Annotated in this window: 21 protein-coding genes and 1 tRNA gene; 15 read left to right on the top strand and 7 right to left on the bottom strand. The window is 71.2% G+C overall.

All coding sequences use genetic code 11. From position 1 onward, the window contains the following. Positions 1–91: 91 nt before the first annotated feature. Genes EDF40_RS03920 through EDF40_RS03930 form a run of 3 tightly spaced genes read right to left on the bottom strand, consistent with a single transcriptional unit; the run spans position 92 to position 2,426 of the window. Positions 92–862, bottom strand: coding sequence for an ABC transporter ATP-binding protein (locus EDF40_RS03920; RefSeq protein ID WP_111085010.1), 771 nt, complete (start codon positions 860–862; stop codon positions 92–94). Continuing rightward, the gene (locus EDF40_RS03925) at positions 862–1,686 is read right to left on the bottom strand and encodes an ABC transporter permease (protein ID WP_395861451.1); all 825 of its coding nucleotides are present in this window, start codon (positions 1,684–1,686) and stop codon (positions 862–864) included. The genes EDF40_RS03920 and EDF40_RS03925 overlap by 1 nt, the downstream gene beginning before the upstream one ends. 44 nt (positions 1,687–1,730) lie before the next feature. After that, a complete protein-coding gene (locus EDF40_RS03930; protein ID WP_111085011.1) occupies positions 1,731–2,426 on the bottom strand; it encodes an NTP transferase domain-containing protein in 696 nt (231 codons plus the stop codon). A 298-nt stretch (positions 2,427–2,724) separates the two neighbouring features. On the opposite strand from EDF40_RS03930, the gene EDF40_RS03935 reads away from it, so the two are divergent. The 3 genes from EDF40_RS03935 (at position 2,725) to EDF40_RS03945 (ending at position 5,933) form a co-directional block, all read left to right on the top strand. Then, positions 2,725–4,050: an ABC transporter ATP-binding protein gene (locus EDF40_RS03935; RefSeq protein WP_260213510.1), complete on the top strand. Its 1,326-nt coding sequence runs from the start codon at positions 2,725–2,727 to the stop codon at positions 4,048–4,050. Further along, a complete protein-coding gene (locus EDF40_RS03940; RefSeq protein WP_123340730.1) occupies positions 4,026–5,597 on the top strand; it encodes an ABC transporter permease in 1,572 nt (523 codons plus the stop codon). The genes EDF40_RS03935 and EDF40_RS03940 overlap by 25 nt, the downstream gene beginning before the upstream one ends. A 75-nt stretch (positions 5,598–5,672) precedes the next feature. After that, positions 5,673–5,933: a DUF3039 domain-containing protein gene (locus EDF40_RS03945; RefSeq protein WP_123340731.1), complete on the top strand. Its 261-nt coding sequence runs from the start codon at positions 5,673–5,675 to the stop codon at positions 5,931–5,933. Between the two features lie 114 nt (positions 5,934–6,047). On the opposite strand, the gene EDF40_RS03950 is transcribed toward EDF40_RS03945, so the two are convergent. Beyond that, complete coding sequence (locus EDF40_RS03950) at positions 6,048–7,298, bottom strand: nicotinate phosphoribosyltransferase (RefSeq protein ID WP_395861795.1); 1,251 nt, start codon at positions 7,296–7,298, stop codon at positions 6,048–6,050. 78 nt (positions 7,299–7,376) lie between these two features. Between EDF40_RS03950 and murI the strand changes: the two genes are divergently transcribed. From murI to rdgB, 3 genes are all read left to right on the top strand, one after another. Further along, a complete protein-coding gene (gene murI, locus EDF40_RS03955; protein WP_123340801.1) occupies positions 7,377–8,216 on the top strand; it encodes a glutamate racemase in 840 nt (279 codons plus the stop codon). A gap of 74 nt (positions 8,217–8,290) precedes the next feature. Continuing rightward, positions 8,291–9,022 (top strand): ribonuclease PH, encoded by a 732-nt coding sequence (gene rph / locus EDF40_RS03960; RefSeq protein WP_123340732.1) that lies wholly within the window; start codon positions 8,291–8,293, stop codon positions 9,020–9,022. After that, entirely contained in the window at positions 9,019–9,609 is a 591-nt protein-coding gene (gene rdgB, locus EDF40_RS03965) for an RdgB/HAM1 family non-canonical purine NTP pyrophosphatase (protein ID WP_123340733.1), read from the top strand. Before rph ends, rdgB begins: the two co-directional genes overlap by 4 nt. Positions 9,610–9,680: 71 nt before the next feature. On the opposite strand, the gene EDF40_RS03970 is transcribed toward rdgB, so the two are convergent. From EDF40_RS03970 to EDF40_RS03980, 3 genes are all read right to left on the bottom strand, one after another. Further along, the gene (locus EDF40_RS03970) at positions 9,681–10,382 is read right to left on the bottom strand and encodes a DedA family protein (protein WP_123294071.1); all 702 of its coding nucleotides are present in this window, start codon (positions 10,380–10,382) and stop codon (positions 9,681–9,683) included. Positions 10,383–10,500: 118 nt separating this feature from the next. After that, positions 10,501–10,581: transfer RNA gene (locus EDF40_RS03975), tRNA-Leu, on the bottom strand. Positions 10,582–11,119: 538 nt separating this feature from the next. Then, complete coding sequence (locus EDF40_RS03980; protein ID WP_123294070.1) at positions 11,120–12,412, bottom strand: MFS transporter; 1,293 nt, start codon at positions 12,410–12,412, stop codon at positions 11,120–11,122. Positions 12,413–12,468: 56 nt separating this feature from the next. Here EDF40_RS03980 and mnmA point away from each other — a divergent pair, with 56 nt between their 5' ends. The 9 genes from mnmA (at position 12,469) to EDF40_RS04025 (ending at position 25,455) form a co-directional block, all read left to right on the top strand. Beyond that, the gene (gene mnmA / locus EDF40_RS03985) at positions 12,469–13,575 is read left to right on the top strand and encodes a tRNA 2-thiouridine(34) synthase MnmA (RefSeq protein WP_123340734.1); all 1,107 of its coding nucleotides are present in this window, start codon (positions 12,469–12,471) and stop codon (positions 13,573–13,575) included. 66 nt (positions 13,576–13,641) lie between these two features. After that, positions 13,642–15,975: an NAD-dependent DNA ligase LigA gene (ligA, locus tag EDF40_RS03990; protein WP_123340735.1), complete on the top strand. Its 2,334-nt coding sequence runs from the start codon at positions 13,642–13,644 to the stop codon at positions 15,973–15,975. Between the two features lie 182 nt (positions 15,976–16,157). Next, a complete protein-coding gene (locus EDF40_RS03995) occupies positions 16,158–17,525 on the top strand; it encodes an alpha/beta hydrolase (protein ID WP_123340736.1) in 1,368 nt (455 codons plus the stop codon). 201 nt (positions 17,526–17,726) lie between these two features. Next, a complete protein-coding gene (locus EDF40_RS04000) occupies positions 17,727–20,042 on the top strand; it encodes a transglycosylase domain-containing protein (protein ID WP_123340737.1) in 2,316 nt (771 codons plus the stop codon). Between the two features lie 145 nt (positions 20,043–20,187). Then, complete coding sequence (gene gatC / locus EDF40_RS04005; protein ID WP_111085021.1) at positions 20,188–20,487, top strand: Asp-tRNA(Asn)/Glu-tRNA(Gln) amidotransferase subunit GatC; 300 nt, start codon at positions 20,188–20,190, stop codon at positions 20,485–20,487. Next, the gene (gatA, locus tag EDF40_RS04010; RefSeq protein WP_111085022.1) at positions 20,484–22,028 is read left to right on the top strand and encodes an Asp-tRNA(Asn)/Glu-tRNA(Gln) amidotransferase subunit GatA; all 1,545 of its coding nucleotides are present in this window, start codon (positions 20,484–20,486) and stop codon (positions 22,026–22,028) included. The genes gatC and gatA overlap by 4 nt, the downstream gene beginning before the upstream one ends. Next, complete coding sequence (gatB, locus tag EDF40_RS04015; RefSeq protein WP_123340738.1) at positions 22,028–23,533, top strand: Asp-tRNA(Asn)/Glu-tRNA(Gln) amidotransferase subunit GatB; 1,506 nt, start codon at positions 22,028–22,030, stop codon at positions 23,531–23,533. Before gatA ends, gatB begins: the two co-directional genes overlap by 1 nt. Positions 23,534–23,656: 123 nt before the next feature. Next, on the top strand, positions 23,657–24,736 hold the full coding sequence (locus tag EDF40_RS04020; RefSeq protein WP_123340739.1) for a type III polyketide synthase: 1,080 nt from the start codon (positions 23,657–23,659) through the stop codon (positions 24,734–24,736). Continuing rightward, complete coding sequence (locus EDF40_RS04025; RefSeq protein WP_123340740.1) at positions 24,733–25,455, top strand: methyltransferase domain-containing protein; 723 nt, start codon at positions 24,733–24,735, stop codon at positions 25,453–25,455. Before EDF40_RS04020 ends, EDF40_RS04025 begins: the two co-directional genes overlap by 4 nt. Positions 25,456–25,457: the final 2 nt, after the last annotated feature.

Raw genomic sequence — 25,457 nt, forward strand, 5'->3', positions numbered from 1 at the left:
GACGGTGGGGCCCCGGCGCAGCACCCGGGAACCCATCGCTGTGGAGGGGGCACCGTGGCGCCCTGGTTGTGGAGGGGGAGTACCCGCCCGGTCAGACGCCGTAGTCGGCGGAGTACTGCGCCAGCGCTTCCTCGATGGTGCCGTCGAGCTGCAGTCGGCCCTTGTCGAGGTACAGACCGCGGTCGCAGAAGCGGCGCAGGTCCTTGTCGCTGTGGGACACGAAGAAGAGCGTCCGACCGCCGGCCAGGAGCTCCTCGATCCGCTTGTAGCACTTCTCGCGGAAGGCCTTGTCGCCGACGGCGAGGACCTCGTCCACCAGGATGACGGGCTCGTCGAGCCGCGAGATCACCGCGAACGCGATGCGCACCTTCATGCCGCTCGACAGGTGCTTGTACGGGGTGTCGACGAAGTCCGCGATCTCGGCGAAGTCGATGATCTCGTCGAAGGCGGCACGGATCTCGGCGCGCGACATGCCGTGCAGGCCGGCGGTCAGGTAGACGTTGTCGCGGACGGACAGGTCGCCGACGAACCCACCGGTGATCTCGATGAGCGGCGCGACACCGGCCCCGACGTCGATCCGGCCCTCGTCCGGCAGCATCACCTGCGCCACGAGCTTCAGGAGCGTGGACTTGCCCTGACCGTTGCGACCGACGACGCCGATCGCCTCGCCCGGACGGACGTCGAACGACACGTTGCGGAGCGCCCAGAACTCGTCGGCACGCTTGCGGCGGCCGCGTCCGGCGAAGAGGTCCTTGAAGTTGCGGCTCGCCCGTCGGTTGCGCTTGAAGCAGATGCCGGCGTCGCGCACGGAGATCACCGGCGCGACGGTCTCGGTACGTCGGGTCTGGTCGGTGGCGGTCATCACAGCTCCTTCAGCACGCGGTGCTCGCTGCGTCGGAACACCGCGAAGCCGATCGCCAGGACGATGCCCGTGATGACCACCGACGCCCCGACCTCGAGCCAGTCGAGCTGGCTCGGGAAGAGCGCGGCGCGGTACATCCCGAAGATGCCGGTGAGCGGGTTGACCGCGGCGATGGGGCGCAGGGCGTCGGGCAGCGCGTGCGTGCCGTAGATGATCGGCGATGCGTAGAACAGGAAGCGCAGGACGAGCTTGGTCGCCCGCTCGAGGTCCCGGAAGAAGACGACGAGCGGCGCGACGATCAGGCCGAGGCCGTACACCAGCGCGCACTGCAGCACGATCGCCAGCGGGAAGAAGACGACCTGCCAGTGCAGGTGCGCACCCGTCGCGATCGCGAAGGCCGCCAGCACCGGCAGGCTCAGCAGGAACTCGATGCCCTTCGACGCGTCGATCCGCGCGACCCAGATGGTGCGGGGGATCGTCGTCGAGCGGATGAGCTTCGACTCCTTGATGAACGCCCGGGTGGAGTCCGAGACGCCTCCGGTGAACCACATCCACGGCAGCAGCGCGGAGAGCAGGAAGACGATGTACGGGTCTTCACCGACCGAGCCGCGGTGGAACACCTGGGTGAAGACGAACCAGTAGATCGCCGACATCACGAGCGGGTCGAGGATCGACCAGACGTACCCGAGCGCCGACGTCGAGTACCGGACCCGGAGGTCACGGACGGTCAGCAGCCAGAGGGCATGACGATAGCGCCGACCGGCGCTCCGGGTCGGCGGTGGTGCGGCAGCCGCGGGCACGGTCGGCGCGCTCGCTGTGGTCACGGTTTCCCTTCGGGCGGAACCGCCGAAGGGGTCCTGACGGAGGTTCAGGCGAACAGGTTGTTCGCGCGCTCGAGGTCCTCGGCGAAGTCGATCTCGACCGCGTACAGGTCGGAGATGTCGATCGGGGACCAGCGTAGCCCGTCCTCGGCGATGGCAGCCTCGATGCCGCCCTCGAAGTACTCCTGGTCGTCGACGCGACCGAGCTGGCGGATGAGGGCCTGCTTGTCGTTCGCCGACACGTAGTTGATGCCGACGGCTTCGCCGAGCCCGCCGACGACCTGCTTGGAGAGCTTGTGGATGAAGCCCTCGGCGTCGACGGTGTACTTGACCTCTTCGTCGGAGACCTTGTCGGTGTTGACGCTGACGAACGAGTGGTCCTCGTCGATCATGTCGGCCGCACGGACGAGGGCCATCGGGTCGAAGACCACGTCGCCGTTCATCCAGAGGACACCGCTCTTGCCGGTCGCCTTGAGGGCGCGCAGCAGGCTCTTCGAGGTGTTGGTGGAGTCGTAGGACTCGTTGTAGACGAAGGACGCGTCGGGGAAGGCCTCGACGATGTGCTCCGACTTGTAGCCGACGACGATCGTCACGCGGGCGCTCGAACCGAACGCGGCGCGGATGTTGTCGAACTGCTGCTGCATGATGGTTCGGCCGTCACTGAGCTCCGTGAGCGGCTTCGGCAGGCTGCGGCCGAGCCGGCTGCCCATCCCCGCTGCGAGGATCACGATCTGCGTGGTCATGCTGGTCCCTTCTGGTGTCCGCCCGCGCGCCCTGGGGCACGGGCGGGCCTCGTCGAGTCTGCTCGCGGAACGTCCGAGTTCGCCGAGAACCGGACGCCGCTGGCCACGGGGGCCGGCTGCTGCGCGGTGTCGGAGAGCCCGCCGGAGCAGGTTTCCAAGTGGTGAACACTCCTTCGTGCCCTGGTGAATGATACGGAAACACCCGCTCAAGGGGTAGGTCTGCCGCGCTTCGTACTCATTTCGTGACACTGGAGCGGGCGGTTCCCCGCTGTCCGGAGACCGTTGGTACGGTTGGGCGATGGCCGCCAGAGCAGAGAACGAGGACGTGTACGCCACGACCGACGCTGCCTGGATGACCGAAGCGAGTGACACCGACGAGCAGGACGCCGACGAGCGTGCCGCCGACCGGGTGGACGCCGCGGCGGGGGACGACGCCGACGACGACGACATGGGGGAACCGGATGCGCGCGACGCCTCCGTTGATGACGAGATGACCGACGACACCACGGCCGCCGACACCACGGCCGCCGCCACCGATCCGGTCACCGAGCCGCAGTCGGACGCAGCACCCGGTCCCGCGGCACGTGCCGCGGCAGCGGCCCCGACGACGACCACCGGCGCCCGACCCGCCAAGGCGCGCACCACGAAGCAACGCACCAAGCGACCGGCGAACGCTGCCGGTACGTCCGGCACCGTGCCTCCCGGCCCCACGGCGAGCGACGCGACGTCCGCGACGGACGCGACCGCGCACACGGCCCAGGGCGCACCGGAGGCGGACGCACCGGAGAACGACACCGCGTCGAGCCCCGCCGCGAAGAAGCGTGCCCCCCGGGCCACGGCGCCCAAGACCCCGCAGAAGCTGCAGCCCGTCGTGCTCGCCGCCGACGGCCTCGTCAAGCGGTACGGACAGACCCTCGCCGTCGACGAGGTCGACCTCGAGATCCGCCAGGGCTCGATCTTCGGCGTGGTCGGCCCCAACGGCGCCGGCAAGACGACCACCCTGTCGATGATCACCGGTCTGCTGCGTCCCGACGCCGGATCCGTGACGGTCCTCGACCACGACGTCTGGGCCGACCCCACGGCCGCCAAGCGCAGCCTCGGCGTGCTGCCGGACCGCCTGCGGCTGTTCGACCGCCTCACCGGTGCGCAGCTGCTCTACTACTCGGCCACCCTGCGCGGCCTCGACGGTGCCACGGCCCGTGAGCGCAGCACCGACCTGGCCGAGGCGTTCGGGCTCGGCGAGGCGCTCGGTCGCCAGGTCGCCGACTACTCGGTGGGCATGGCGAAGAAGATCGCCCTGGCCGCCACGCTCATCCACTCGCCGCGGGTCCTCGTGCTCGACGAACCGTTCGAGTCGGTCGACCCCGTGAGCGCTGCGACCATCACCGACATCCTGCGCCGCTACACGCGCGGGGGTGGCACCGTCGTGCTCTCCAGCCACTCCATGGAGCTCGTCCAGCGCACCTGCGACTCCGTCGCCATCATCGTCGGCGGCAAGGTCCTCGCCTCGGGGACCATGGCCCAGGTGCGCGGTCGCAAGAGCCTCGAGGACAAGTTCGTCGAACTCGCGGGCGGCCGCGTCGTGGCAGAGAGCATGGAATGGTTGCACAGCTTCTCCGGCTGAGGGCCGACCTGCTCGCGGGCGAGGTCCGCGGCAGCGCCCGCCGGTCCGTGTTCGTCGTGCTCGGCAGCCTCGTCGGGCTCCTCGCCGCCGTGTTCGTCGCGACGCAGACGGTCGCGCTGCGCTCCGCCGACCCCGACACGGCCCGCGCGGTCACCGTGCCGGTGGGCACGCTCATCGCGTTCGCGTTCACCGTCGTCCCGCTCGTCGTCGGACGGAGTGACCAGCTCGACCCGCGGCGCTTCGCGGTGTTCGGCATCGGCCGTCGCGGGCTCGCGATCGGCCTCGTCGTCGCAGGCCTGATCGGCGTCCCGGTGATCGGGGTCGTCGTCGTGGCCGTCGCCCAGTCGATCGCCTGGGCGCGTGACGCCGGCACCGGTGTGCTCGCGGTGATCGGCGGCCTGCTCGCGATCGCCACCTGCGCGCTCCTGGTCCGCGTGTGCTGCACCGTCGGCTCGCGGCTGATCGGTCCGCACCGGTCCCGCGACGCCGGGTGGCTCGTCGCGCTCGTGATCATCGTGCTCGCGATCCCGGCGGTCTCGCTGCTGCTCCGCGTCGATTGGCTCGACCCCGAGGGCACCGAGATGCAACGCATCGCGGACGTCGCGGGGTGGACGCCGTGGGGCGCTGCCTGGGCCGTGCCCGCCGAGGTCGCCAGCGGCCACGGCGGCACCGGGTTCCTCAAGCTGCTCGTCGCGATCGCCGTCGTCGCCCTGCTGACCTGGGCGTGGTGGGCGCTCGTCGGTCGGGCGCTCGACACCGTCGACGGTCGCACCCGGACCCGGCGCTACCAGGGGCTCGGCTGGTTCGACCGGCTCGGCTCGACGCCGGTCGCCGCCGTCGCCGCCCGCGCCCTGACCTACTGGATGCGCGACCCGCGGTACCGCACCTCGTACCTGATCATCCTGTTCGTCCCGCTCGTCGTCATCCCGCTCGGGGTCGCCGGGGTGCCGTGGCACTGGACCGCGCTCGTGCCGTTGCCGCTCATGGCGCTGATCGCCGGGTTCCTGCCGCACAACGACGTCTCGTACGACAACACCGCGGTGTGGCTGCACGTCGCCTCCGGGGCTCCCGGGTGGAGCGACCGTCTCGGCCGTGTCGTCCCGGTGCTCGTCGTCGGTGCGCCGGCGATCGTGGCTGGCTCGGCGGTGTCCGCCTGGTTGTTCGACGACTGGACGGTGTTCCCGCTGCTGATCGGCGTGAGCGCCAGTGCCCTGCTGTCCGGACTCGGGCTGTCGAGCGTCGTGTCCGTCCTGCTGCCCTACCCGACCGTGCGGCCGGGTGACCACCCGTTCCAGCAGCCACAGGCCGCGGGAGTGACGGCGACGGTCGCGCAGTCGATGATGGTGATCGGCATCGTGCTCTGCACCGTCCCGGCGGCGTGGCTCGCGGTGCTGGCCTTCGTCCGCGGCGCCGAGCCGTGGTCGATGCTGACGCTCGCGGTGGGCATCGGGATCGGCGTGGTCGTGCTCGTCATCGGGATCTTCGCGGGCGGGCGGCTGTTCGACCGGCGCGGCCCGGACCTGCTGGCCGCGGCGCAGCGCAACTAGCGTTCCGGAACGAGCGCGAGGTGCGCAGACCAACGTGCGCAGACCAACGTGCGCAGACCGTCGTACCCTGGACCCATGAGCATGACGGAACCAGGCGGCGGCCTCGACGTGATGGACCGGGAGCTCGAGAAGCTCCTCGAAGACGAAGCGATCGAACCCGGCGACCACGAGCGGTTCTCGCACTACGTCAAGAAGGACAAGATCCTGCAGTCCGCCCTGTCCGGCAATCCGGTCAAGGCGCTGTGCGGCAAGAAGTGGATCCCGGGCCGCGACCCGGAGAAGTTCCCGGTGTGCCCGGACTGCAAGGCCATCTACGAGAAGATGAAGTCCGAGTAGGCGCAGCCTGCGCATCGTGAGCAGAAATGGTCGGGTCGCCTTCGGGGACCCGACCATTTCTGCTCACCAAGCGATGCGCAGCGGCGCTGCGGCGCAGCGGCGCGCAGCGGCGCGCTAGATCACCAGGGTGGGGATCGCGGGGTCGCCGCGACCGATGCGCGCGGCGTCCGCCGGCAGCTCGGCCTTCGCCCGCTTGTGGTGCGCCCGCGCGGCCTCGACGCCCTGTGCTCCGAGGAACGCCGGATCGACCACGCCGCCGGTGACCACGGGCACGAGCAGGGGGCGCTCGTCGGGGCCGACCTGTCCGGCGGTGAGCACGACCTCGGCCGTGGCGACACCGTTGCGCAGGCGTCGGCCGGCTTCCTTGCGCCCGCCGATCGAGGCCTTGTCCGCTGACTTCTTCGCCACGGCGACCCAGTCGTCGCCGTCGGCGGACTGGTGCGCCACGAGCTTGAAGACCATGCCGGCGGCCGGGTGCCCCGAGCCGGAGACGACCGAGGTGCCGACGCCGTACGAGTCGACCGGGGCCGCACGGAGGGCCGCGATCGTGTACTCGTCCAGGTCGTTCGTGACCGTGATCTTCGTGTCGGTCGCGCCGAGCCGGTCGAGCTGCGCCCGGACGGCCGCGACGACCGAGGGCAGGTCTCCGCTGTCGATGCGGACACCGCCGAGCTTGCCGTCGGTCAGCCGGACGGCGGTCTCGACGGCCTGCTCGATGTCGTAGGTGTCGACGAGCAGCGTCGTGCCGTTGCCGAGGGCGTCGAGCTGCGACCGGAACGCCTCTTCCTCGGAGTCGTGCAGCAGGGTGAAGGCGTGCGCCGCGGTGCCCATCGTCGGGATGCCCCAGGTGCGGCCGGCCTCGAGGTTGCTCGTCGCGCCGAACCCGGCGATGTACGCGGCCCGTGCTGCGGCGACGGCGTTCCACTCGCCGGTGCGGCGCGAGCCCATCTCGGCGAGCGGACGACCGTCGGCGGCGGAGACCATGCGCGCGGCGGCCGAGGCGATGGCGGAGTCGGCGTTGAAGACCGACAGGGCGAGCGTCTCGAGCACGACGGCCTCGGCGAACGTGCCCTCGACCTGCAGGATCGGGGAGTTGGGGAAGTAGACCTCGCCCTCGCGGTACGCCCGGACGTCCCCGGTGAACCGGTAGTCGGCGAGGAAGGCTGCGGTGCCCTCGTCGATGACCCCGCGGTCGCGCAGGAACCCGATCTCGTCGTCGCCGAAGCGGAAGTCGCCGAGGGCGGTCAGGAACCGGCCGAGGCCGGCCGCGACGCCGTAGCGACGACCGTCGGGCAGTCGCCGGGCGAACACCTCGAAGACGCAGCGCCGGTGGGCGGTCCCGTCCTTCAGGGCCGCGTCGACCATGGTGAGTTCGTACTGGTCCGTCAGGAGCGCGCTGGTCACCTCCCCGACACTACTGCGAGCGTCGGTACGCTGGTCACCGTGACGGATGCACCGATCGGAGTCTTCGACAGCGGGGTCGGCGGGCTCACGGTGGCCCGCGCGATCATCGACCAACTGCCGCGCGAGAGCATCCGGTACGTCGGCGACACCGTGCACTCGCCGTACGGCCCGAAGCCCATCGCGGACGTCCGCCGCTACGCGCTCGAGGTCATGGACGACCTGGTGGAACTCGGCGTCAAGGCACTCGTCATCGCCTGCAACACCGCGTCGTCGGCCGTGCTCCGCGATGCCCGCGAACGGTACGAGCAGGCGTACGGCATCCCGGTGGTCGAGGTCATCCAGCCCGCCGCCCGCGCCGCCGTGAAGCAGACCAGGACCGGGCGCATCGGCGTCATCGGCACGGTCGGCACCATCACCTCGCGCGCCTACGAGGACGCCTTCGCCGTGGCCTCGGACGTCAGCCTGACCCTGGCGGCGTGCCCGCGCTTCGTCGAGTTCGTCGAGGCGGGGGACACCTCGTCGCCGGAGCTGCGCGAGGTCGCCGCCGGGTACCTCGACCCGATCCGCGCCGCCGACGTGGACACCCTCGTGCTCGGCTGCACCCACTACCCGCTGATGTCCGCTGCCATCCAGTACGTGATGGGCCCGGACGTCACCCTGGTGTCGAGTGCCGAGGAGACCGCCAGTGACGTGTACCGCCGGCTCGTCGAGCACGGCCTCGAACGCACCTCCACCACCGCCCCGACGTACTCGTTCGAGTCGACCGGCGACGACGAGGACGGGTTCCTGCGGCTCGCCCGCCGGTTCCTCGGCCCCGAGATCGTCCGCGTCGGCCACCTCGAGACCGGCGCCATCACGCTGCCCCGTGGGCGGGCCTGAGCGGCGACCAGCCGCCAGCCGCCGCCCGCCCCGATGACCCGCACCGCGCCTCCAGGCCGGACCGAAAGGACACCATGACCACCCGCATCGACGGCCGCCAGGCCGAGGAACACCGTCCCGTCACCATCGAGCGGGGGTGGAGCACGCAGGCCGAGGGCAGCGCGCTCATCTCGTTCGGCAACACCAAGGTGCTCTGCACCGCCTCGTTCACGAACGGCGTGCCCCGTTGGCTCGCCGGCAAGGGCACCGGCTGGGTCACCGCCGAGTACTCGATGCTGCCGCGGTCGACGAACGAGCGCATGCAGCGCGAGTCGATCAAGGGCAAGGTCGGCGGCCGCACCCACGAGATCTCCCGGCTGATCGGGCGTTCGCTCCGCGCCGTGGTCGACACGAAGGCCCTCGGGGAGAACACCCTGGTCATCGACTGCGACGTGCTGCAGGCCGACGGCGGCACCCGCACGGCGTCGATCACCGGCGCCTACGTGGCCATGGTCGACGCGATCGAGTGGGGCCGGGGCAAGGGCTTCATCGGCAAGAAGGCCACCCCGCTCACCGACAGCGTGCAGGCGATCTCGGTCGGCATCGTCAAGGGGGAACCGATGCTCGACCTGGCGTACACCGAGGACTCCGCCGCCGACACCGACATGAACATCGTCACGACCGGGTCGGGCAAGTTCATCGAGGTGCAGGGGACCGCCGAGCACGCGCCCTTCGACCGCGACGAGCTGAACGTCCTGCTCGACCTGGGGCTGGCCGGCAACCAGTCGCTCGCGGCGATCCAGAAGACCGTGCTGGGGCTGGCGTGACCGGCACCGTCGTCCTGGCCACCCACAACCAGGGCAAGGTCGTCGAGCTCCGCGAGATCCTCGGGTCGGCGCTGGGCGAGGGTGTCGAGCTGGTCGGGTACGACGGCCCCGAGCCGGTCGAGGACGGCGACACCTACGCCGCGAACGCCCTGATCAAGGCCCGTGCCGCGGTCGCCCACACCGGACTGCCGGCGCTCGCCGACGACTCCGGCATCGCGGTCGACGCGCTCGACGGTGCCCCGGGCATCCACTCGGCGCGGTACGCGGGCACCCGGTCGGACGCCGACAACATCGCGCTGCTGCTGCAGAACCTCGACGGCGTCGTGGAGCGGACCGCCGCCTTCGTGTGCGCGGCCGCGTTCGTCACGCCCGACGGGTTCGAGCACGTGGTCGAAGCGGTGTGGAACGGCGAGGTGCTGACCGCGCCGGTCGGCGACGGCGGACACGGCTACGACCCGGTGTTCCGGCCGGACGACGCCGACCGCTCGTCGGCCGAGCTCACCCGCGACGAGAAGAACGCGCTGTCGCACCGCAGCAAGGCGTTCCGGGGCATCGCGCCGGTCGTGCGGGAGCACTTCGGCCTCTGAACTGCCCACCTGCGACGACGACAGGCCCACACCGAACGGTGTGGGCCTGTCGCATCCGGTCCGGCGTACCGCTACAGCTGCGGGTCGACGGCCGTCGACTCGGCCTGGTGCTCGCGCTTCTTCGCCTTGCGGGCGTTCCGGATGTACGTCAGCGCCATCGGCACGACGGTGACCAGGACTGCGGCGAGCAGGATGATGTCGATGTACTCGCGCACGATGTGGGCGACGAACGGGATGTGCCCGATGAAGTACCCGAGGAACGTCACACCGACACCCCAGACGACGGCGCCGATCGCGTTGTAGAGCGAGTACTTCTTGTAGTCCATGCGGCCGACGCCGGCGGCGATCGGCGCGAAGGTGCGGACGACCGGCACGAAGCGCGCCAGGATCACCGCGAGCGGGCCGAACCGGTGGAAGAACGCGTTGGTCCGCTCGACGTTCGCCTTGGAGAACAGACCGCTCTCCTTGCGCTCGAAGATCGGCGGGCCGGCCTTCTTGCCGATGTAGTAGCCGAGCTCCCCACCGAGGAACGCCGCAGCGCCGATCATCAGGGCAGCGACCCAGATCGGGATGCCGCCGATCTCGCCGCCGCGGTCGAACGCGAACAGGCCGGTGATGACGAGCAGGCTGTCGCCCGGGAAGATGAAGCCGATCAGCAGACCGGTCTCGGCGAAGACGATCGCACAGACGACGAGCACTGCGACCGCCCCGAAGTGGTCGAGGATGTACTGCGGATCCAGCCATGGGATCAGGGCGAGTGCGACGGAGTGCATGTCTCTTCCGGTCGTGCAGATGCGGTGACGGGAGGGTCACCCGCACGACGAGGGTACCGTCCGCGCGTGACCGGAACGTCCCTCGGTGGTATGAGATGCGCGAGCGCGCAACGGTCGGTGCGGAAGGAGGGACTCGAACCCTCACGCCTGGGGCACAGGAACCTAAATCCTGCGTGTCTACCGATTCCACCACTCCCGCGAGCAGCGGCAGTCTACCGAGCGGCGCCTGGTCGGCCGACGTCGGCGGACGTCGGTGCGTGCGCACGGTGCGCCGGACGTCACCTGGTGCGGGTTTGGCTGCTTCGTGCGCCGCAGCAGGTGCGCACGGAGCGGCCAGCGGCGTTGTGGGTGACCGTGTCGACACGGTGCGGTGTTCGTGGCGGGGGTGCGCCGGGCCTCCCGGGCGGTGGTGGTGCGCCCGTGCGCACGGTGCGCCGGACGTCACGTGGTGCGGGTTTGGCTGCTTCGTGCGCCGCAGCAGGTGCGCACGGAGCGGCCAGCGGCGTTGTGGGTGACCGTGTCGACACGGTGCGGTGTTCGTGGCGGGGGTGCGCCGGGCCTCCCGGGCGGTGGTGGTGCGCCCGTGCGCACGGTGCGCCGGACGTCACGTGGTGCGGGTTTGGCAGCTCCGTGCGCCGCAGCAGGTGCGCACGGAGCGGGGAACCTCGCACGGAGCGGCGGGACGCGCACCGTGCGCCGGCCGCGCAGCACGCAGCGCGCAGCGCGCGGCGCGCGCGTCAGCGCAGCTGGCGCGGCAGGTACCGCGGCACGTACCGCAGCAGCACACCGGCACCGATCAGGCCGAGCACGCCCATCACGCCGCTGGCCACCGCGATCGTCGCGACGGCCGTCACCCCGGAGATCACGAGCGGCGCAGCAGCGGACCCGAAGTCGCCGGTGAAGCGCCAGGCTCCGAGGAACGGCGCCGGGTCGTCGCGCGGGGCGAGGTCGGCGCCGAGCGTCATGAGGATGCCGGAGCCGACGCCGTTGGCGAGCGACATCCCCATCGCGATCCCGACGAACCAGCCGACCCGCGCGTCGAGGTGCCCGCTCCAGGCGAGCAGGAAGTAGCTGATGCTCAGCCCGAGCATGCAGGGGAGTGCGCTCGCCAACCGCCCCCAGCGGTCCATGATCTGGCCGCTCGTGTAGAACAGCGCGAAGTCGACGGCACCGGCGATGCCGATGATCAACGCGGCCGTCGAGTCGTTCAGCCCGACACTGACCGCCCACAGCGGCAGGATCACCTGGCGTCCGGCGCGCATCGCGCCGATGAGCGCGGCGCCGCTACCGAGCCGCAGCAGCACGGCCCGGTTCGTGCGCAGGGTGCGGAAGAGGCCGTGCGCCTCCTTGCCGACGAAGACCGCTCCGGTGTCGGTGGACGGCTCGGTCACGCCGGTCGCGTCCGACCCCGACCGGGAGGCCCGTGGCGGCAACCGCAGACCGCGTGCGCCCGTCGCCGGGTCGCGCAGCACCAGGAGCACGGTCGCCGCCGCCAGGCAGCACACGACGTGGATCCAGAAGGCGCTCGCGGTGGTGCCGGTCAGGTGGATCACGCCGGCGGCGAGGAACGGTCCGACGAAGTACCCGAAGCGGAACACCCCGCCGAGGCTCGACAGCGCCCGGGCTCGGATGCGGACGGGGATCGCGGTGGTCATGTAGGCGTGCCGTGCCAGGGCGAACACCGCGGTCGAGACGCCGACCAGGAACACCCCGAGGGCGAGCACCCACGCGTTCGCCGCGGTCGTGCAGACGACGAGGCCGCCGACCGACACCAGGGCGGCGCCGATCATCGCGTTCCGCTCGCCGATCCGCGCGACGACGATGCCGGACGGCACGTCGCCTATGAGTTCGCCGACCAGGATCAGCGACGCGACGAAGCCCGCGAACGCCAGGGTCGCGCCGAGGGAGTCCGCGGCGATCGGGATGATCGGGATGATCGCGCCCTCGCCGATGGCGAACAGTGCCGCGGGCAGGAACCCGGACAACAGGACGGACCGGAAGTCGAATGAGTCGTTCCCCGTCGTGGCCATCGCAGGGACAACGGTACGCCAGCGGTACGGGTTCGTCGGCGGGTTACCCTGGAGGTATGCGTGTTCTGGCGGCGATGAGCGGTGGGGTCGACTCGGCGGTGGCTGCTGCCCGGGCGGTCGACGCCGGGCACGACGTGGTCGGTGTGCACCTGGCGTTGAGCCGGATGCCGGGCACGCTCCGCACCGGCAGTCGCGGGTGCTGCACGATCGAGGACTCGATGGACGCCCAGCGCGCCGCGTCCGCCCTCGGCATCCCCTACTACGTGTGGGACTTCTCGGCCCGGTTCAAGGAGGACGTCGTCGACGACTTCGTCGCCGAGTACCAGGCCGGCCGCACCCCGAACCCCTGCATGCGGTGCAACGAGCGGATCAAGTTCGCGGCGCTGCTCGAGAAGGCGCTGGCCCTGGGCTTCGACGCCGTCGCGACGGGGCACTACGCCTCGATCGTCACCGGCCCGGACGGCTCCCGCGAACTCCACCGATCGGCCGCGTGGGCGAAGGACCAGTCCTACGTGCTCGGGGTCCTGACCGCCGAGCAGCTGCAGCACGCGATGTTCCCGCTCGGGGCGACCCCGTCGAAGGACGAGGTCCGGGCCGAGGCCGCCGAGCGTGGGCTGACGGTCGCGCAGAAGCCCGACTCCTACGACATCTGCTTCATCCCGGACGGCGACACCCGCGGCTGGCTCGCCGACCGTGTCGGCAGCGAGACCGGTGACGTCGTCGAGCGCGACGGCACCGTCGTCGGTTCGCACGACGGCGCGCACGGCTACACGGTCGGGCAGCGCCGCGGACTGTCGCTCGGGCGCCCCGCCGCCGACGGCAAGCCCCGGTTCGTGCTCGAGATCCGCCCGAAGGACAACACCGTCGTGGTCGGTCCGAAGGAGGCCCTGGCCGTGTCGTCGATGTCGGGTTCCCGCTTCACGTGGGCCGGCACCGCACCCGCCGACCCGCAGACGCCGTTCGCGTGCGACGTGCAGATCCGGGCGCACGCCGACCCGGTGCCGGCGACCGCGCGGGTGCAGGACGACGTGCTCGTCATCGACGTCGACGAGCCGCTGCACGGGGTCGCACCAGGCCAGACGGCCGTGGTCTACGTCGGCACCCGGGTGCTCGGACAGTGCACGATCGACAGCACCGTCAGCGCCGTCCCCGTCGACGCCTGAGACCGCCGCTCCCGGGCGGTGGGTCCGCTGCACGCGCCGTCGGTGGCACACGGTACAACTGATGGCATGAGCGAGACCGACGCCACGTTCGAGACCATCGACCCCGACGGGCTCGACGCCGCCCAGGCCGGGCGCGAGGTCGACCGGCTGCGGGCCCGCATCAACGAGCTGCGACAGGCGTACTACCAGGGCGACAACGGCTCACCGGAAGCCGATGCCGACTACGACGTGCTGGTCCGCCGGCTCGACGCGATCGAGCAGCGGTTCCCGGAGCTCCTGACCGAGGACAGCCCGACCCAGACCGTCGGCGGCCAGGCGCAGACGACGCAGTTCGCGCCGGTCGAGCACGCTGAACGGATGCTCTCGCTCGACAACGTGTTCAGCCCGGACGAGCTCACCGAGTGGGCCGTCAAGGTGCAGCGCGACGCCGGTGCCGAGCGCGTCCGGTTCCTGACCGAGCTGAAGATCGACGGCCTCGCGATCAACCTGCGTTACGAGCACGGCCGGTTGGTGTCGGCGGCGACCCGTGGTGACGGCGTCGTGGGCGAGGACGTCACCGGCAACGTCCGCACGATGGGCACGATCCCGGACCGGCTGTCGGGGACGGGCCACCCGCCCCTGGTCGAGGTCCGCGGCGAGATCTTCTTCCCGGTCGCCGAGTTCGACGAGCTCAACGCGAACCAGCGCGAGGCGGGGGAGCGCGTCTTCGCCAACCCGCGCAACGCCGCCGCCGGGTCCCTCCGCCAGAAGGAAGAGGGCAAGTCCGAGGCGAAGCGCGCACTCATGATCGACCGGCTCCGGCGGTTGCGGATGCTCGTGCACGGCATCGGCGCGTGGCCCGTGCGCGAGCTCGAGCAGGAGACCGACGTCCGCTCGCAGTCCGAGGTGTACGAGCTGCTCGAGACCTGGGGCTTGCCGACGAGCAGCCACTACCGGGTCTTCGACACCATCGACGAGGTGAACGCCTTCGTCCGCTCCACGGGCGACCGCCGTGCCTCGGTCGAGCACCAGATCGACGGCGTCGTCATCAAGGTCGACGACCTCGCCCTGCACGAAGAACTCGGCTCGACGTCTCGTGCACCCCGGTGGGCGATCGCGTACAAGTACCCGCCGGAAGAAGTCCACACCAAGCTCGTCGACATCGTCGTCAGCGTCGGGCGGACCGGGCGTGCGACCCCGTTCGCGGTGATGGCCCCGGCCGAGGTCGCCGGGTCGGTCGTCCGCCAGGCCACCCTGCACAACCAGCAGGTGGTCAAGGCGAAGGGCGTCCTGATCGGCGACACCGTCGTGCTGCGGAAGGCCGGCGACGTCATCCCCGAGGTCCTGGGGCCGGTCGTCGACCTGCGCGACGGCACGGAGCGCGAGTTCGTGATGCCGACGCACTGCCCGGAGTGCGGCACCGAGCTCGCCCCCGCGAAGGAAGGCGACATCGACCTCCGCTGCCCGAACGCGAAGAGCTGCCCCGCGCAGGTCCGCGGTCGTGTCGAGCACATCGCATCGCGCGGTTCCCTCGACATCGAGGGCCTCGGCGAGGTCGCAGCCGCAGCGCTCACGCAGCCGCTGCACCCGGAGACCCCGCCGCTCGTGACCGAGGCCGGGCTGTTCGACCTGACGATGCAGGACATCGTCCCGATCGAGGTGATCGTCCGCGACGCCGAGACCGGCATGGAGAAGGTCGACGACGCCGGTGACCCGAAGCGCGTGACCCCGTTCAGCCGCGCGCGCAAGAAGACCGACCCGCCCTTCGACGCCGACGCCCGCGGGGCCGACTACACCGGCGAGCCGAGCCGATTCCCGTCGAAGAACGCGTTCGAGATGCTGGCGAACATCGACGCGGCGAAGACGAAACCGCTCTGGCGCATCATGGTGGGGCTGAGCATCCGCCACGTCGGGCCGGTCGCGGCGCGGGCACTCGCGAACCACTTCGGGTCGCTCGACCGGATCCGCAGTGCCTCGCGCGAGGAACTCGCGGCGGTCGACGGGGTCGGCGGGATCATCGCCGACGCCCTGCTCGCGTGGTTCGAGGTCGACTGGCACCGCGAGATCATCGACCGCTGGACGACGGCGGGCGTGCAGTTCACCACGCCGGACCACCCCGGCCCCGGGGGCGCGGCGATCGAGGGCGGTGTCCTGAGCGGCGTCACGGTCGTGGCGACCGGGTCCCTCGAGGGGTACACGCGCGAGGGCGCGCTCGAGGCGATCATCACCGCCGGCGGCAAGGCGGCGTCGAGCGTCAGCAAGAAGACCGACTTCGTGGCCGCGGGTCCCGGGGCCGGGTCGAAGCTCACGAAGGCCGAGCAGCTGGGGCTCCGGATCATCGACGCCGAGCAGTTCCACCTGCTCGTGACCGAGGGGCCGAGCGCGCTCCCCGAGCCAGAGGTGCCCGCGCCCGAGGGCTGAGCCGGGGCGACGAGCACGACCGCGACGCGGCCGCACACTGCGGCGCGCCGTCGGACGCACCCAGTTCGGGGGACAAGTTGCATCGCGCATGACCGATCCTCGGGCATTCTCCTTACACTCGACAGAGCATCACCCGTCGTCTGCAGGGAGACGGCGGGACGGCCTTCCAGGGGGAGACCCGATTGCTGCTCATCGCCGCGGCTCTGCTCACCGCCTCGATGCACTCGCTCGGAGTGGTCGAGGCCCCCGTCGCGCCTCCGACCCATGCCGCCCCGGCCACCGTGACGGTCGCGCTCGTCTCCGAGCAGCACCCGGTGCCCCTGCCGGTCATGACCGGGGGACAGATCGACGTCGACACCGTCGCCGACGCGCACGGTCGGGCGTTCCTCGACGACCTCGGGGTCCTCGGCGCCGGTGACCTGCGCCGCGCCGCCGACGACCGCCGTGTCGTGGCGACCGCGCAGGACGACGCGCCCGCGGCGGCCGTCGTCGCGCAGTGGTGGGCGGGACTCGGCGCCGACGAGCAGGGCACGCTCCTGGTCCACGCGCCGTCGATCATCGGCAACCTCGAGGGCGTGCCGTACGCCGTCCGCGACCGCGCGAACCGGTCGACCCTGACCACCGGACTCGCCGACCCCGACACCGGCGCCGCGCACGCCGCGATGCTCGGACAGGTGCGGGACTCGTTGCGGCGCGAACCCGGTGACCCGCAGCGGTTCCTCATCACGCTCGACACCCGGGCGGCGGGCCGAGCGGCGATCAGCATCGGTGACCTCGACACCGCGGCGGACGTCACCGTCATCGTCCCCGGGATGTTCTTCACCGTGACCGGGCAGATGGCCGACTTCACGAACACCGCCAACGACCTGGCGAGCGAGCAGGCGACCCTCGCGCCGCTGGCCGCCGGTGGCTCCGGCGACGGGACGGGCGTCGCCGTCGTGGCGTGGATGGGCTACCGCACGCCCGACCTGTCGAACATCATGTCGCTCAGCCTCGCCGACTCCGGGGCGCAGCGACTCGAGCGCACCGTCGACGGCCTGCGGCAGATCCGCGACGGCGACCAGCCCCGGCTGAACATCGTGGCGCACTCGTACGGGTCGACGATGGCACTCATGGCGCTCGCCTCCGGACGGATGAGCGCCGACACCCTCACCGTGCTCGGGTCACCGGGCAGCGACGTCCGGTCGGCGGCGGACCTGGACGTCGCCTCGGACGAGGTGTTCGTCGGTGTCGCGCACAGCGACCCGATCGCGGGGTCCGGGTACTACGGCACGGACCCGGGCGGTTCGTCGTTCGGCGCCACCGTGATGAACCTGGCCGGCGGTGCCGACGCACTGGCCGCCGGGGAGCTGTTCCGCCGTCCGGTCGGGCACAACGACTACCTCAAGCCGGGCACCGCATCGCTGCACGACGTCGCCCTGATCGGGATCGGCCGTGGTGACCTCGTCCGCGAGCAGATCCGACGCGGCAGCACCGGTGACGACGGCGTCGTCGGCGCGTCGGTCGACATGTACCTGGTCCGTCCGCAGGACCTGCAGCCGCGCGACTGACGGGGCGAGGCCCTGGGCGTGACCGGATCGTGACCGGCGGCCGACGTGCCGGGGCCGCACCGGGCCTCCCGGCCGGATCCGCGACCCCGCGCGGATCGCGACCCGCGACATGTGTCGCCTGAGCGGCAACCTGAGCGACGGCGCAGCCTCAGTCGGTTCCACGGCAGAACCAGTACAGCCCGCCTCCCTACGGTTCGGGGCATGCGTGTGGTGCGATGGCCTGGTGCTCTCCTGATGTTCGTGGTGATGTCCGTGCTCGCCGGCATGCTCGTCGCCGTCGCGGTGACGCCCGCGGTCGCCGTCGCGGGTGAGGGCACCTCGGGTGCGGTCGCGTTCTTCGAGGACCTGCCGAGCTACCTCGACGTGCAGACGCCGCAGCAGGTCTCGTCGGTGTACGCGACGAAGGGCGGCAAGCAGGTCAAGATCGCGTCGTTCTACGCCGAGAACCGGACGAACGTCACGGCCGACCAGATGGCGGACACGCTCAAGCAGGCCGCCATCGACACCGAGGACCCCCGCTACTACGACGAGGGCGGCATCGACGTCCTCGGCACGCTGCGCGGAGTCGCCGCGACCGTCGTGGGTGGCGACGTCCAGGGCGGATCGAGCATCACGCAGCAGTACGTCAAGAACGTCCTCGTGCAGCAGTGCGAGGAGCTCACCGGCAAGGACCAGGCCGCCACGGCGAAGAAGGTGGAGGCCTGCTACGAGGACGCGGCCGGCGTCACGCCGCAGCGGAAGCTGCAGGAGATGCGGTACGCGATCGCCGTGAACAAGAAGTACTCGAAGGACGACGTCCTGACCGGGTACCTGAACATCGTCGGGCTCGGCGGTCGGGTGTACGGCGCCGAGGCCGGTGCGGAGTACTACTTCGGCGTGCACGCGAAGGACCTGTCGCTGGTGCAGTCGGCCACGCTCGTGGCGATCCTCAACAACCCCTCGAACCTGCGCATCGACGTGCCCGGTGACAAGGCGAACGGGCAGGCGAACGGCTACGCGCTCACCAAGGAGCGACGCGACTACGTCCTCCGCCGCATGCAGGCGCACGGGTCGATCACGAAGGCCGAGATGACGAAGGCCATCGCGACCCCGGTCACGCCGAAGATCACCGAGACCGCGAACGGCTGCTCGACCGCGGCGACGAACTACGACGCCGGCTACTTCTGCGACTACGTCCGCGACCAGGTGCTGCAGGACCCGGCGTTCGGCAAGACCGCCGCGGCGCGCATCGCGACGCTCGACACCAAGGGCCTGCAGATCCACACCTCGCTCGACCTCGACCTGCAGGGCCAGGCGCAGACCGCACTGTCGACCTACGTGCCCGCCACGATGGCCGGCGTCGACGTCGGCGGCTCCAACGTCACCGTCGAGCCCGGCACCGGACGCATCATGTCGATGGTGCAGAACACGTCGTACACGCAGGGCGACAACGCCGCAGCGGGGTCGACCGCGGTGGACTACAGCGCGGACTCCGGCTACGGCAACTCCGGCGGGTTCCAGACCGGCTCCACCTACAAGGTCTTCACCCTGGCCGAGTGGCTCGCGACCGGCCACACGCTCTCCGAATCGGTGTCGACCACCGAGCACACGTTCCAGAACTCGGAGTTCACGAACTCGTGCCAGAACGTCAGCGGTGGGACGTGGCCGGTCGCGAACGCCGAGTCCGTGCCGGCATCGATGACCGTGCAGGCCGCCACCGTCGAGTCGATCAACACCGCCTTCGGCGCGATGGGGAAGCAGCTCGACCTCTGCAAGATCGCGCAGCTCGCGCAGTCGATGGGCATCCACCGCGCCGACGGCGGTGCCCTCGGGCAGACCCCCTCGTCGATCCTCGGCGTCAACGAACTGTCGCCGATCGACCTGGCCGAGGCGTACGCCGGCTTCGCGAACGGCGGCGTCGTCTGCACGCCGACCGCGATCGACTCGGTCACCGAGGCGGACGGCACGAAGATCACCCCGACGCCGTCGTCCTGCACGCAGGGGGTCTCGGCGGACGTCGCCGGCACCGTCGACTACGCGCTGCAGGGCGTGCTGTCGGGCTCCGGCACCGCCGCCAGTGCGAACCCCGGTGACAGCGTGCCGAAGTTCGCGAAGACCGGCACCACCGACGGCGACGTGCAGAACTGGCTCGTCGCGTCGTCGACGAAGTACACGAACGCCACCTGGATCGGGAACGTGCAGGGGAGCGTGAGCCTGGCGAACTGGCCGTTCCTGCAGGGCACCACCGGGTACAGCGCGAAGTTCGGGGTCGGGAAGTCGATGATGGCGTACCTGGACCAGACGGTCGGCGGGGATGCCCTGCCCACGCCGAGCCAGGCGATGATCGGGCAGGCGAGCCACTCGTCGCAGTCCTCGACGTCGTCGGGATCCGGCGCGTCGCAGGCCGACCAGTCGACGCCGACCACGCCGACGCAGACGGCGGCCCCCGCTGCGCCAGCCGCTCCTGCGGCGCCGGCTGCACCGGCGGCACCCGCCGCCACGGCGGCTCCGGCAGCGGGTGACCAGAACGGGAAGTGACCGCTCGGGTCCACGCCGCCTGGAGGCCCGTCACCGGTCCGGCGGACCGGTGACGGGCCTCCGGGCAGCCGTCCACGGCCGCGCCTGCGTGATCGACCGCAGCCAATAGACTGTCGGACGTCCACGAACCGATCGACGGAGCACCATGCCTGACATCACGAGCGAGCAGGTCGCGCACCTGGCGAACCTCGCACGTATCGCACTCACGCCCGACGAGATCGAGAAGCTGACCGGGGAGCTGTCGCACATCGTCGAGAGCGTCGCCAAGGTCGCCGAGGTCGCGACCGACGACGTCCCGCTGACGAGCCACCCCGTGCCGCTCGGCAACGTCACCCGACCCGACGTCGTCGGCCAGACGCTGACGCAGGAGCAGGCGCTCTCCGGAGCGCCGGACTCCGACGGCGAACGGTTCCGAGTGACCGCCATCCTGGGAGAAGAACAGTGACCGACATCACGCGGATGAGCGCCGCGGCGCTCGCCGACGCCCTGGTGGCGCGCGACGTCTCGAGCGTCGAGGCCACGCAGGCCCACCTCGACCGCATCGCCGCCGTCGACGGCGACGTGCACGCCTTCCTGCACGTCAACCAGAACGCCATCGCCGTCGCGAAGTCGATCGACTCGCGTCGCTCGGCCGGCGACGACCTCGGGCCCCTCGCGGGTGTCCCGATCGCGATCAAGGACGTCCTGTGCACGCAGGACATGCCGACCACGTCGGGCTCGAAGATCCTCGAAGGCTGGATGCCGCCGTACGACGCCACCCCGGTCGCGAAGCTCCGCGCCGCCGGCCTCGTGCCGCTCGGCAAGACCAACATGGACGAGTTCGCGATGGGCTCGACCACCGAGTTCTCGGCGTACGGACCGACCCACAACCCGTGGGACCTCGACCGCATCCCCGGCGGGTCCGGCGGTGGCTCGGCCGCTGCCGTCGCCGCGCACGAGGCACCCATCGCCCTCGGCTCCGACACGGGTGGCTCGATCCGTCAGCCCGGCGCCGTCACCGGCACCGTCGGTGTGAAGCCGACCTACGGCGGGGTCAGCCGCTACGGCGCGATCGCCCTGGCGTCCAGCCTCGACCAGATCGGTCCGGTCGCCCGCACCGTCCTCGACGCCGCGCTCCTGCACGACGTCATCGGCGGGCACGATCCGCGCGACTCCACCTCGATCCCCGACGCCTGGCCCTCGATGGCCGCCGCCGCCCGCGAAGGCCTGCAGGCGGACACGCTGCGCGGCCTGCGCGTCGGCGTGGTGAAGGAGCTCGCCGGTGGGGACGGCTTCCAGGCCGGGGTCACGCAGCGCTTCCAGGAGACCGTCGCGCTGCTCGAGTCGGCCGGTGCGGTCGTGGTCGAGATCGACGCCCCGTCGTTCGCCTACGCGATCAGCGCCTACTACCTGATCCTGCCGGCCGAGGCCTCGTCGAACCTGGCGAAGTTCGACTCGGTGCGCTTCGGCCTGCGCGTCACGCCGGAGAACGGTGCGACGGTCGAGGACGTCATGGCCGCCACGCGCGAAGCCGGGTTCGGTCCCGAGGTGAAGCGTCGCATCATCCTCGGCACCTACGCCCTGAGCGCCGGGTACTACGACGCCTACTACGGCTCGGCGCAGAAGGTCCGCACGCTCGTGCAGCGCGACTTCCAGGCCGCGTTCGACCAGGTCGACCTGCTCATCAGCCCGTCGGCCCCGACGACCGCGTTCCCGATCGGTGAGCGCATCGACGACCCGCTCGCGATGTACCTCAACGACCTCACCACGATCCCGGCGAACCTGGCGGGCGTGCCCGGCATGAGCATCCCGAACGGCCTCGCACCCGAGGACGGCTTGCCCGTCGGCGTCCAGCTGATGGCCCCGCAGCGCGAGGACGCCCGCCTGTACCGCTACGGTGCGGCACTCGAGCGTCTGCTCGAACAGCAGTGGGGGGCCCCGCTCATCGACCGGATCCCGGACCTCGACCAGAGTCAGCAGTCGGCTGCGCAGGAAGGTGTGATCTGATGGCGCAGAAGGACGCGCTCATGGACTTCGACGAGGCACTGGAGCGTTACGAGCCGGTGCTCGGCTTCGAGGTGCACGTCGAACTCGCGACGAAGACCAAGATGTTCTCGGACGCGCCGAACTTCTTCGGTGGCGAGCCGAACACGAACGTGACGCCGGTCGACCTCGGGCTGCCCGGGTCGCTGCCCGTCGTCAACGCGCAGGCCGTCCGGTACTCGATCCAGCTCGGCCTCGCGCTCGGCTGCTCGATCGCCGAATCGTCGCGGTTCGCCCGGAAGAACTACTTCTACCCGGACAACCCCAAGAACTACCAGGTCTCGCAGTTCGACGAGCCCATCGCGTTCGAGGGCGAGGTCGAGGTCGAACTCGCCGACGGCACGATCTTCAACATCCCGATCGAGCGCGCCCACATGGAAGAGGACGCCGGCAAGCTGACGCACGTCGGTGGTGCCACCGGCCGCATCCAGGGTGCCGAGTACTCGCTCGTCGACTACAACCGCGCCGGTGTGCCGCTCGTCGAGATCGTCACGAAGCCGATCTTCGGTGCCGAGCACCGTGCCCCCGAGCTCGGTGCCGCGTACGTGCAGGTCATCCGCGACCTCGTGCGCGCACTCGGTGTCTCCGAGGCCCGCATGGAGCGCGGCAACCTGCGCTGCGACGCCAACATCTCGCTGCGCCCCCGCGGCCAGGAGAAGCTCGGCACCCGCACCGAGACGAAGAACGTCAACTCGTTCCGTGCCGTCGAGCGTGCGATCCGCTACGAGATCCAGCGCCAGGCCGCGATCCTGGCCGACGGCGGCTCGATCACGCAGGAGACCCGCCACTGGCACGAGGACACCGGCCGCACCTCGGCTGGCCGTCCGAAGTCGGATGCCGACGACTACCGCTACTTCCCCGAGCCCGACCTGCTGCCGGTCGTGCCGGACCCCGCGGTCGTCGAGGAGCTCCGTGCGTCCCTGCCCGAGGCCCCGGTGGCTCGCCGCCGTCGCCTCAAGGGCGACTGGGGCTTCGCCGACCTGGAGTTCCAGGACGTCGTGAACGGTGGGCTGCTCGACCAGGTCGAGGGCACCGTCGCCGCCGGAGCCGCGCCGCAGGCAGCCCGCAAGTGGTGGACCGGCGAGATCAGCCGTGTCGCGAACGCGCAGGACGCCGAGCCCGGCGACCTCGTGTCGCCGCAGCACGTCGCCGAGGTCATCGCCCTCGTCGAGTCCGGTGACCTGACCGACCGCCTGGCCCGCCAGGTGCTCGAGGGCGTCATCGCCGGCGAGGGCTCGCCGGCCCAGGTCGTCGAGGCCCGTGGGCTCAAGGTCGTGTCCGACGACTCGGCGCTCACCGCCGCGGTCGACGAGGCTCTCGCCGGCCAACCGGACGTGCTCGCGAAGATCAAGGACGGCAAGGTCCAGGCCGCCGGCGCCATCATCGGTGCCGTCATGAAGGCCATGAAGGGCCAGGCGGACGCCGCCCGCGTCCGCGAGCTGGTGCTGGAGCGCGCGCAGCAGGCGTAGACGAGTTCCGGCGACGGACGGGAGGCGCGGTGCCAGCTGGCACCGCGCCTCCCGTCCGTCCGTGGTCGCGTTCGAGATCGTCGAATCTGGGGACGCGTCAGCGACCCGGTGACAGGATGAGTCGTGTCCGCAACGATCCGCGCCATCGGAACCGCCGTCCCGGAGACGACGCTCGAGCAGGCTGCCGTGCGAGACCTCTTCGCTGCGCAGCCCGAGCTCGGTCGTCTCGGCCGGCGGCTCGTCCCCGCAGCCTTCGACGCCTCGGCGGTCGAGCACCGGCACACCGTGCTGGCCGAACTCGACCGGAGCCGTCCAGCGGGCGCGTTCCGCGACACGGACGGCGCGCTGCACTCGCCCTCCACGGGCACCCGCAACGACCGCTACCGCGAGCTCGCGCCGCCGCTCTTCGTCGAGGCTGCTCGTGACGCGCTCGACCGCGCAGAAGTCGACGCGGCGTCCGTCACGCACGTCGTCACGGTTTCGTGCACCGGGTTCACGCAGCCCGGCCCGGACCTGGACATCGTGACCGAGCTCCGCCTGCGCCCTGACGTCTTCCGCCACCACATCGGGTTCATGGGGTGCTGCGCGGCGTTCCCGGCACTCCGGATCGCGGCCGCGTTCGCCGAGGCCGACCCGGACGCCGTCGTGTTGGTCGTCTGCGCCGAGCTCTGCACCCTGCACGTCCGCGCCAGCGACGACCCGGACCAGATCGTCGCGAACAGCGTCTTCGGGGACGGTGCCGCCGCCGTCGTGGTCACCGCCGACGGCCCCGGCCTGCGCCTCGACGCGTTCGCCACCGCCGTCGTGCCCGAGAGCGCCGGTGAGATGGCCTGGAACATCGGCGACGAGGGCTTCGAGATGGTCCTGAGCACCGCGGTCCCCAAGCTCGTCGGCAGCAGCGTCGCCGAGGCCGTCGCGTCGCTGCTCGACGGACCGGCCGCCGACGTGCCGGTGTGGGCCGTGCACCCCGGTGGGCGTGCGATCCTCGACCGCACCCAGCAGGCGCTCGACCTGCCGGACACGGCGATCGCGGCGAGCCGGACCGTGCTGCGCGACCACGGGAACATGTCGAGCGCGACCGTGCTGTTCGTGCTCCGCGAGGCCCTCGACGCCGGGATCCCGGACGGTGCTGCCGTCGTGGCGCTCGCCTTCGGCCCCGGTCTCACGGTCGAGAGTGCACGACTGACCATGGTGCGCACGTGAGCCGTCCTGACGGCGGCTCCACGGGCCTCCCGGTCCTCGACCTGCGCACGCGCGCGGTCGACCTGACCGAACTCATGGACGACCCGGACTGCGACCCGCGCGCGCTCGCGCGGACCTTCCGGCGCTTCGCCCTCGTCAACGCCCTGGTGAGCGGCTGGCGTTCGGCGTGGCGGACCCACGTCGTTCCGGCCCTGCCGGTGAACGGCCGCGCCCGGGTCCTCGACCTCGGGTGCGGCGGCGGCGACCTGGCCCGGGCCGTCGTGCGGTGGGCGGCGAGCGACGGGTTCGACGTCGAGGTCGTCGGGGTCGACCCGGACCCGCGGGCGATCGACGCGGCGAACCGACGGGCACCGCGGGGTGTCACCTTCCGGCAGCAGTCGAGCGGCGACCTGGTGACGGCGGGCGAGCGGTTCGACGTCGTGGTGTCGAACCACGTCCTGCACCACCTGGGCGACGACGAGCGGAACGGGTTCCTGGCGGACTCGGAGGCGCTCGCGTCGGGTCGCAGCGTGCACTCGGACATCCGACGGTCACGCGAGGCCTACCGCGCGTACGCGCTGGCGTCGCCGCTGGTGTCCGCGGGGACCTTCGTGCGGGTCGACGGCCTGCGGTCGATCCGCCGGTCCTTCACGCTGGCGGAGCTGCGGGACACACTGCCGACCGGGTGGCGAGCGGAACGGGCATCGCCGCACCGGGTGCTGGCCGTGCGCGACGCCTGACG

Origin of the sequence: Curtobacterium sp. PhB170, from assembly GCF_003752345.1 — a bacterium.
In the GTDB taxonomy this organism is placed as follows: Bacteria; Actinomycetota; Actinomycetes; order Actinomycetales; family Microbacteriaceae; genus Curtobacterium.

Coding starts and splice junctions, on each gene's coding strand:
- EDF40_RS03920 (WP_111085010.1), bottom strand. CDS start 862: ATGACCGCCACCGACCAGACCCGACGTACCGAGACCGTCGCGCCGGTG.
- EDF40_RS03930 (WP_111085011.1), bottom strand. CDS start 2,426: ATGACCACGCAGATCGTGATCCTCGCAGCGGGGATGGGCAGCCGGCTC.
- EDF40_RS03935 (WP_260213510.1), top strand. CDS start 2,725: ATGGCCGCCAGAGCAGAGAACGAGGACGTGTACGCCACGACCGACGCT.
- EDF40_RS03940 (WP_123340730.1), top strand. CDS start 4,026: ATGGTTGCACAGCTTCTCCGGCTGAGGGCCGACCTGCTCGCGGGCGAG.
- EDF40_RS03945 (WP_123340731.1), top strand. CDS start 5,673: ATGAGCATGACGGAACCAGGCGGCGGCCTCGACGTGATGGACCGGGAG.
- EDF40_RS03950 (WP_395861795.1), bottom strand. CDS start 7,298: ATGGTCGACGCGGCCCTGAAGGACGGGACCGCCCACCGGCGCTGCGTC.
- rph (WP_123340732.1), top strand. CDS start 8,291: ATGACCACCCGCATCGACGGCCGCCAGGCCGAGGAACACCGTCCCGTC.
- EDF40_RS03970 (WP_123294071.1), bottom strand. CDS start 10,382: ATGCACTCCGTCGCACTCGCCCTGATCCCATGGCTGGATCCGCAGTAC.
- EDF40_RS03980 (WP_123294070.1), bottom strand. CDS start 12,412: ATGGCCACGACGGGGAACGACTCATTCGACTTCCGGTCCGTCCTGTTG.
- mnmA (WP_123340734.1), top strand. CDS start 12,469: ATGCGTGTTCTGGCGGCGATGAGCGGTGGGGTCGACTCGGCGGTGGCT.
- ligA (WP_123340735.1), top strand. CDS start 13,642: ATGAGCGAGACCGACGCCACGTTCGAGACCATCGACCCCGACGGGCTC.
- EDF40_RS04000 (WP_123340737.1), top strand. CDS start 17,727: ATGCGTGTGGTGCGATGGCCTGGTGCTCTCCTGATGTTCGTGGTGATG.
- gatC (WP_111085021.1), top strand. CDS start 20,188: ATGCCTGACATCACGAGCGAGCAGGTCGCGCACCTGGCGAACCTCGCA.
- gatB (WP_123340738.1), top strand. CDS start 22,028: ATGGCGCAGAAGGACGCGCTCATGGACTTCGACGAGGCACTGGAGCGT.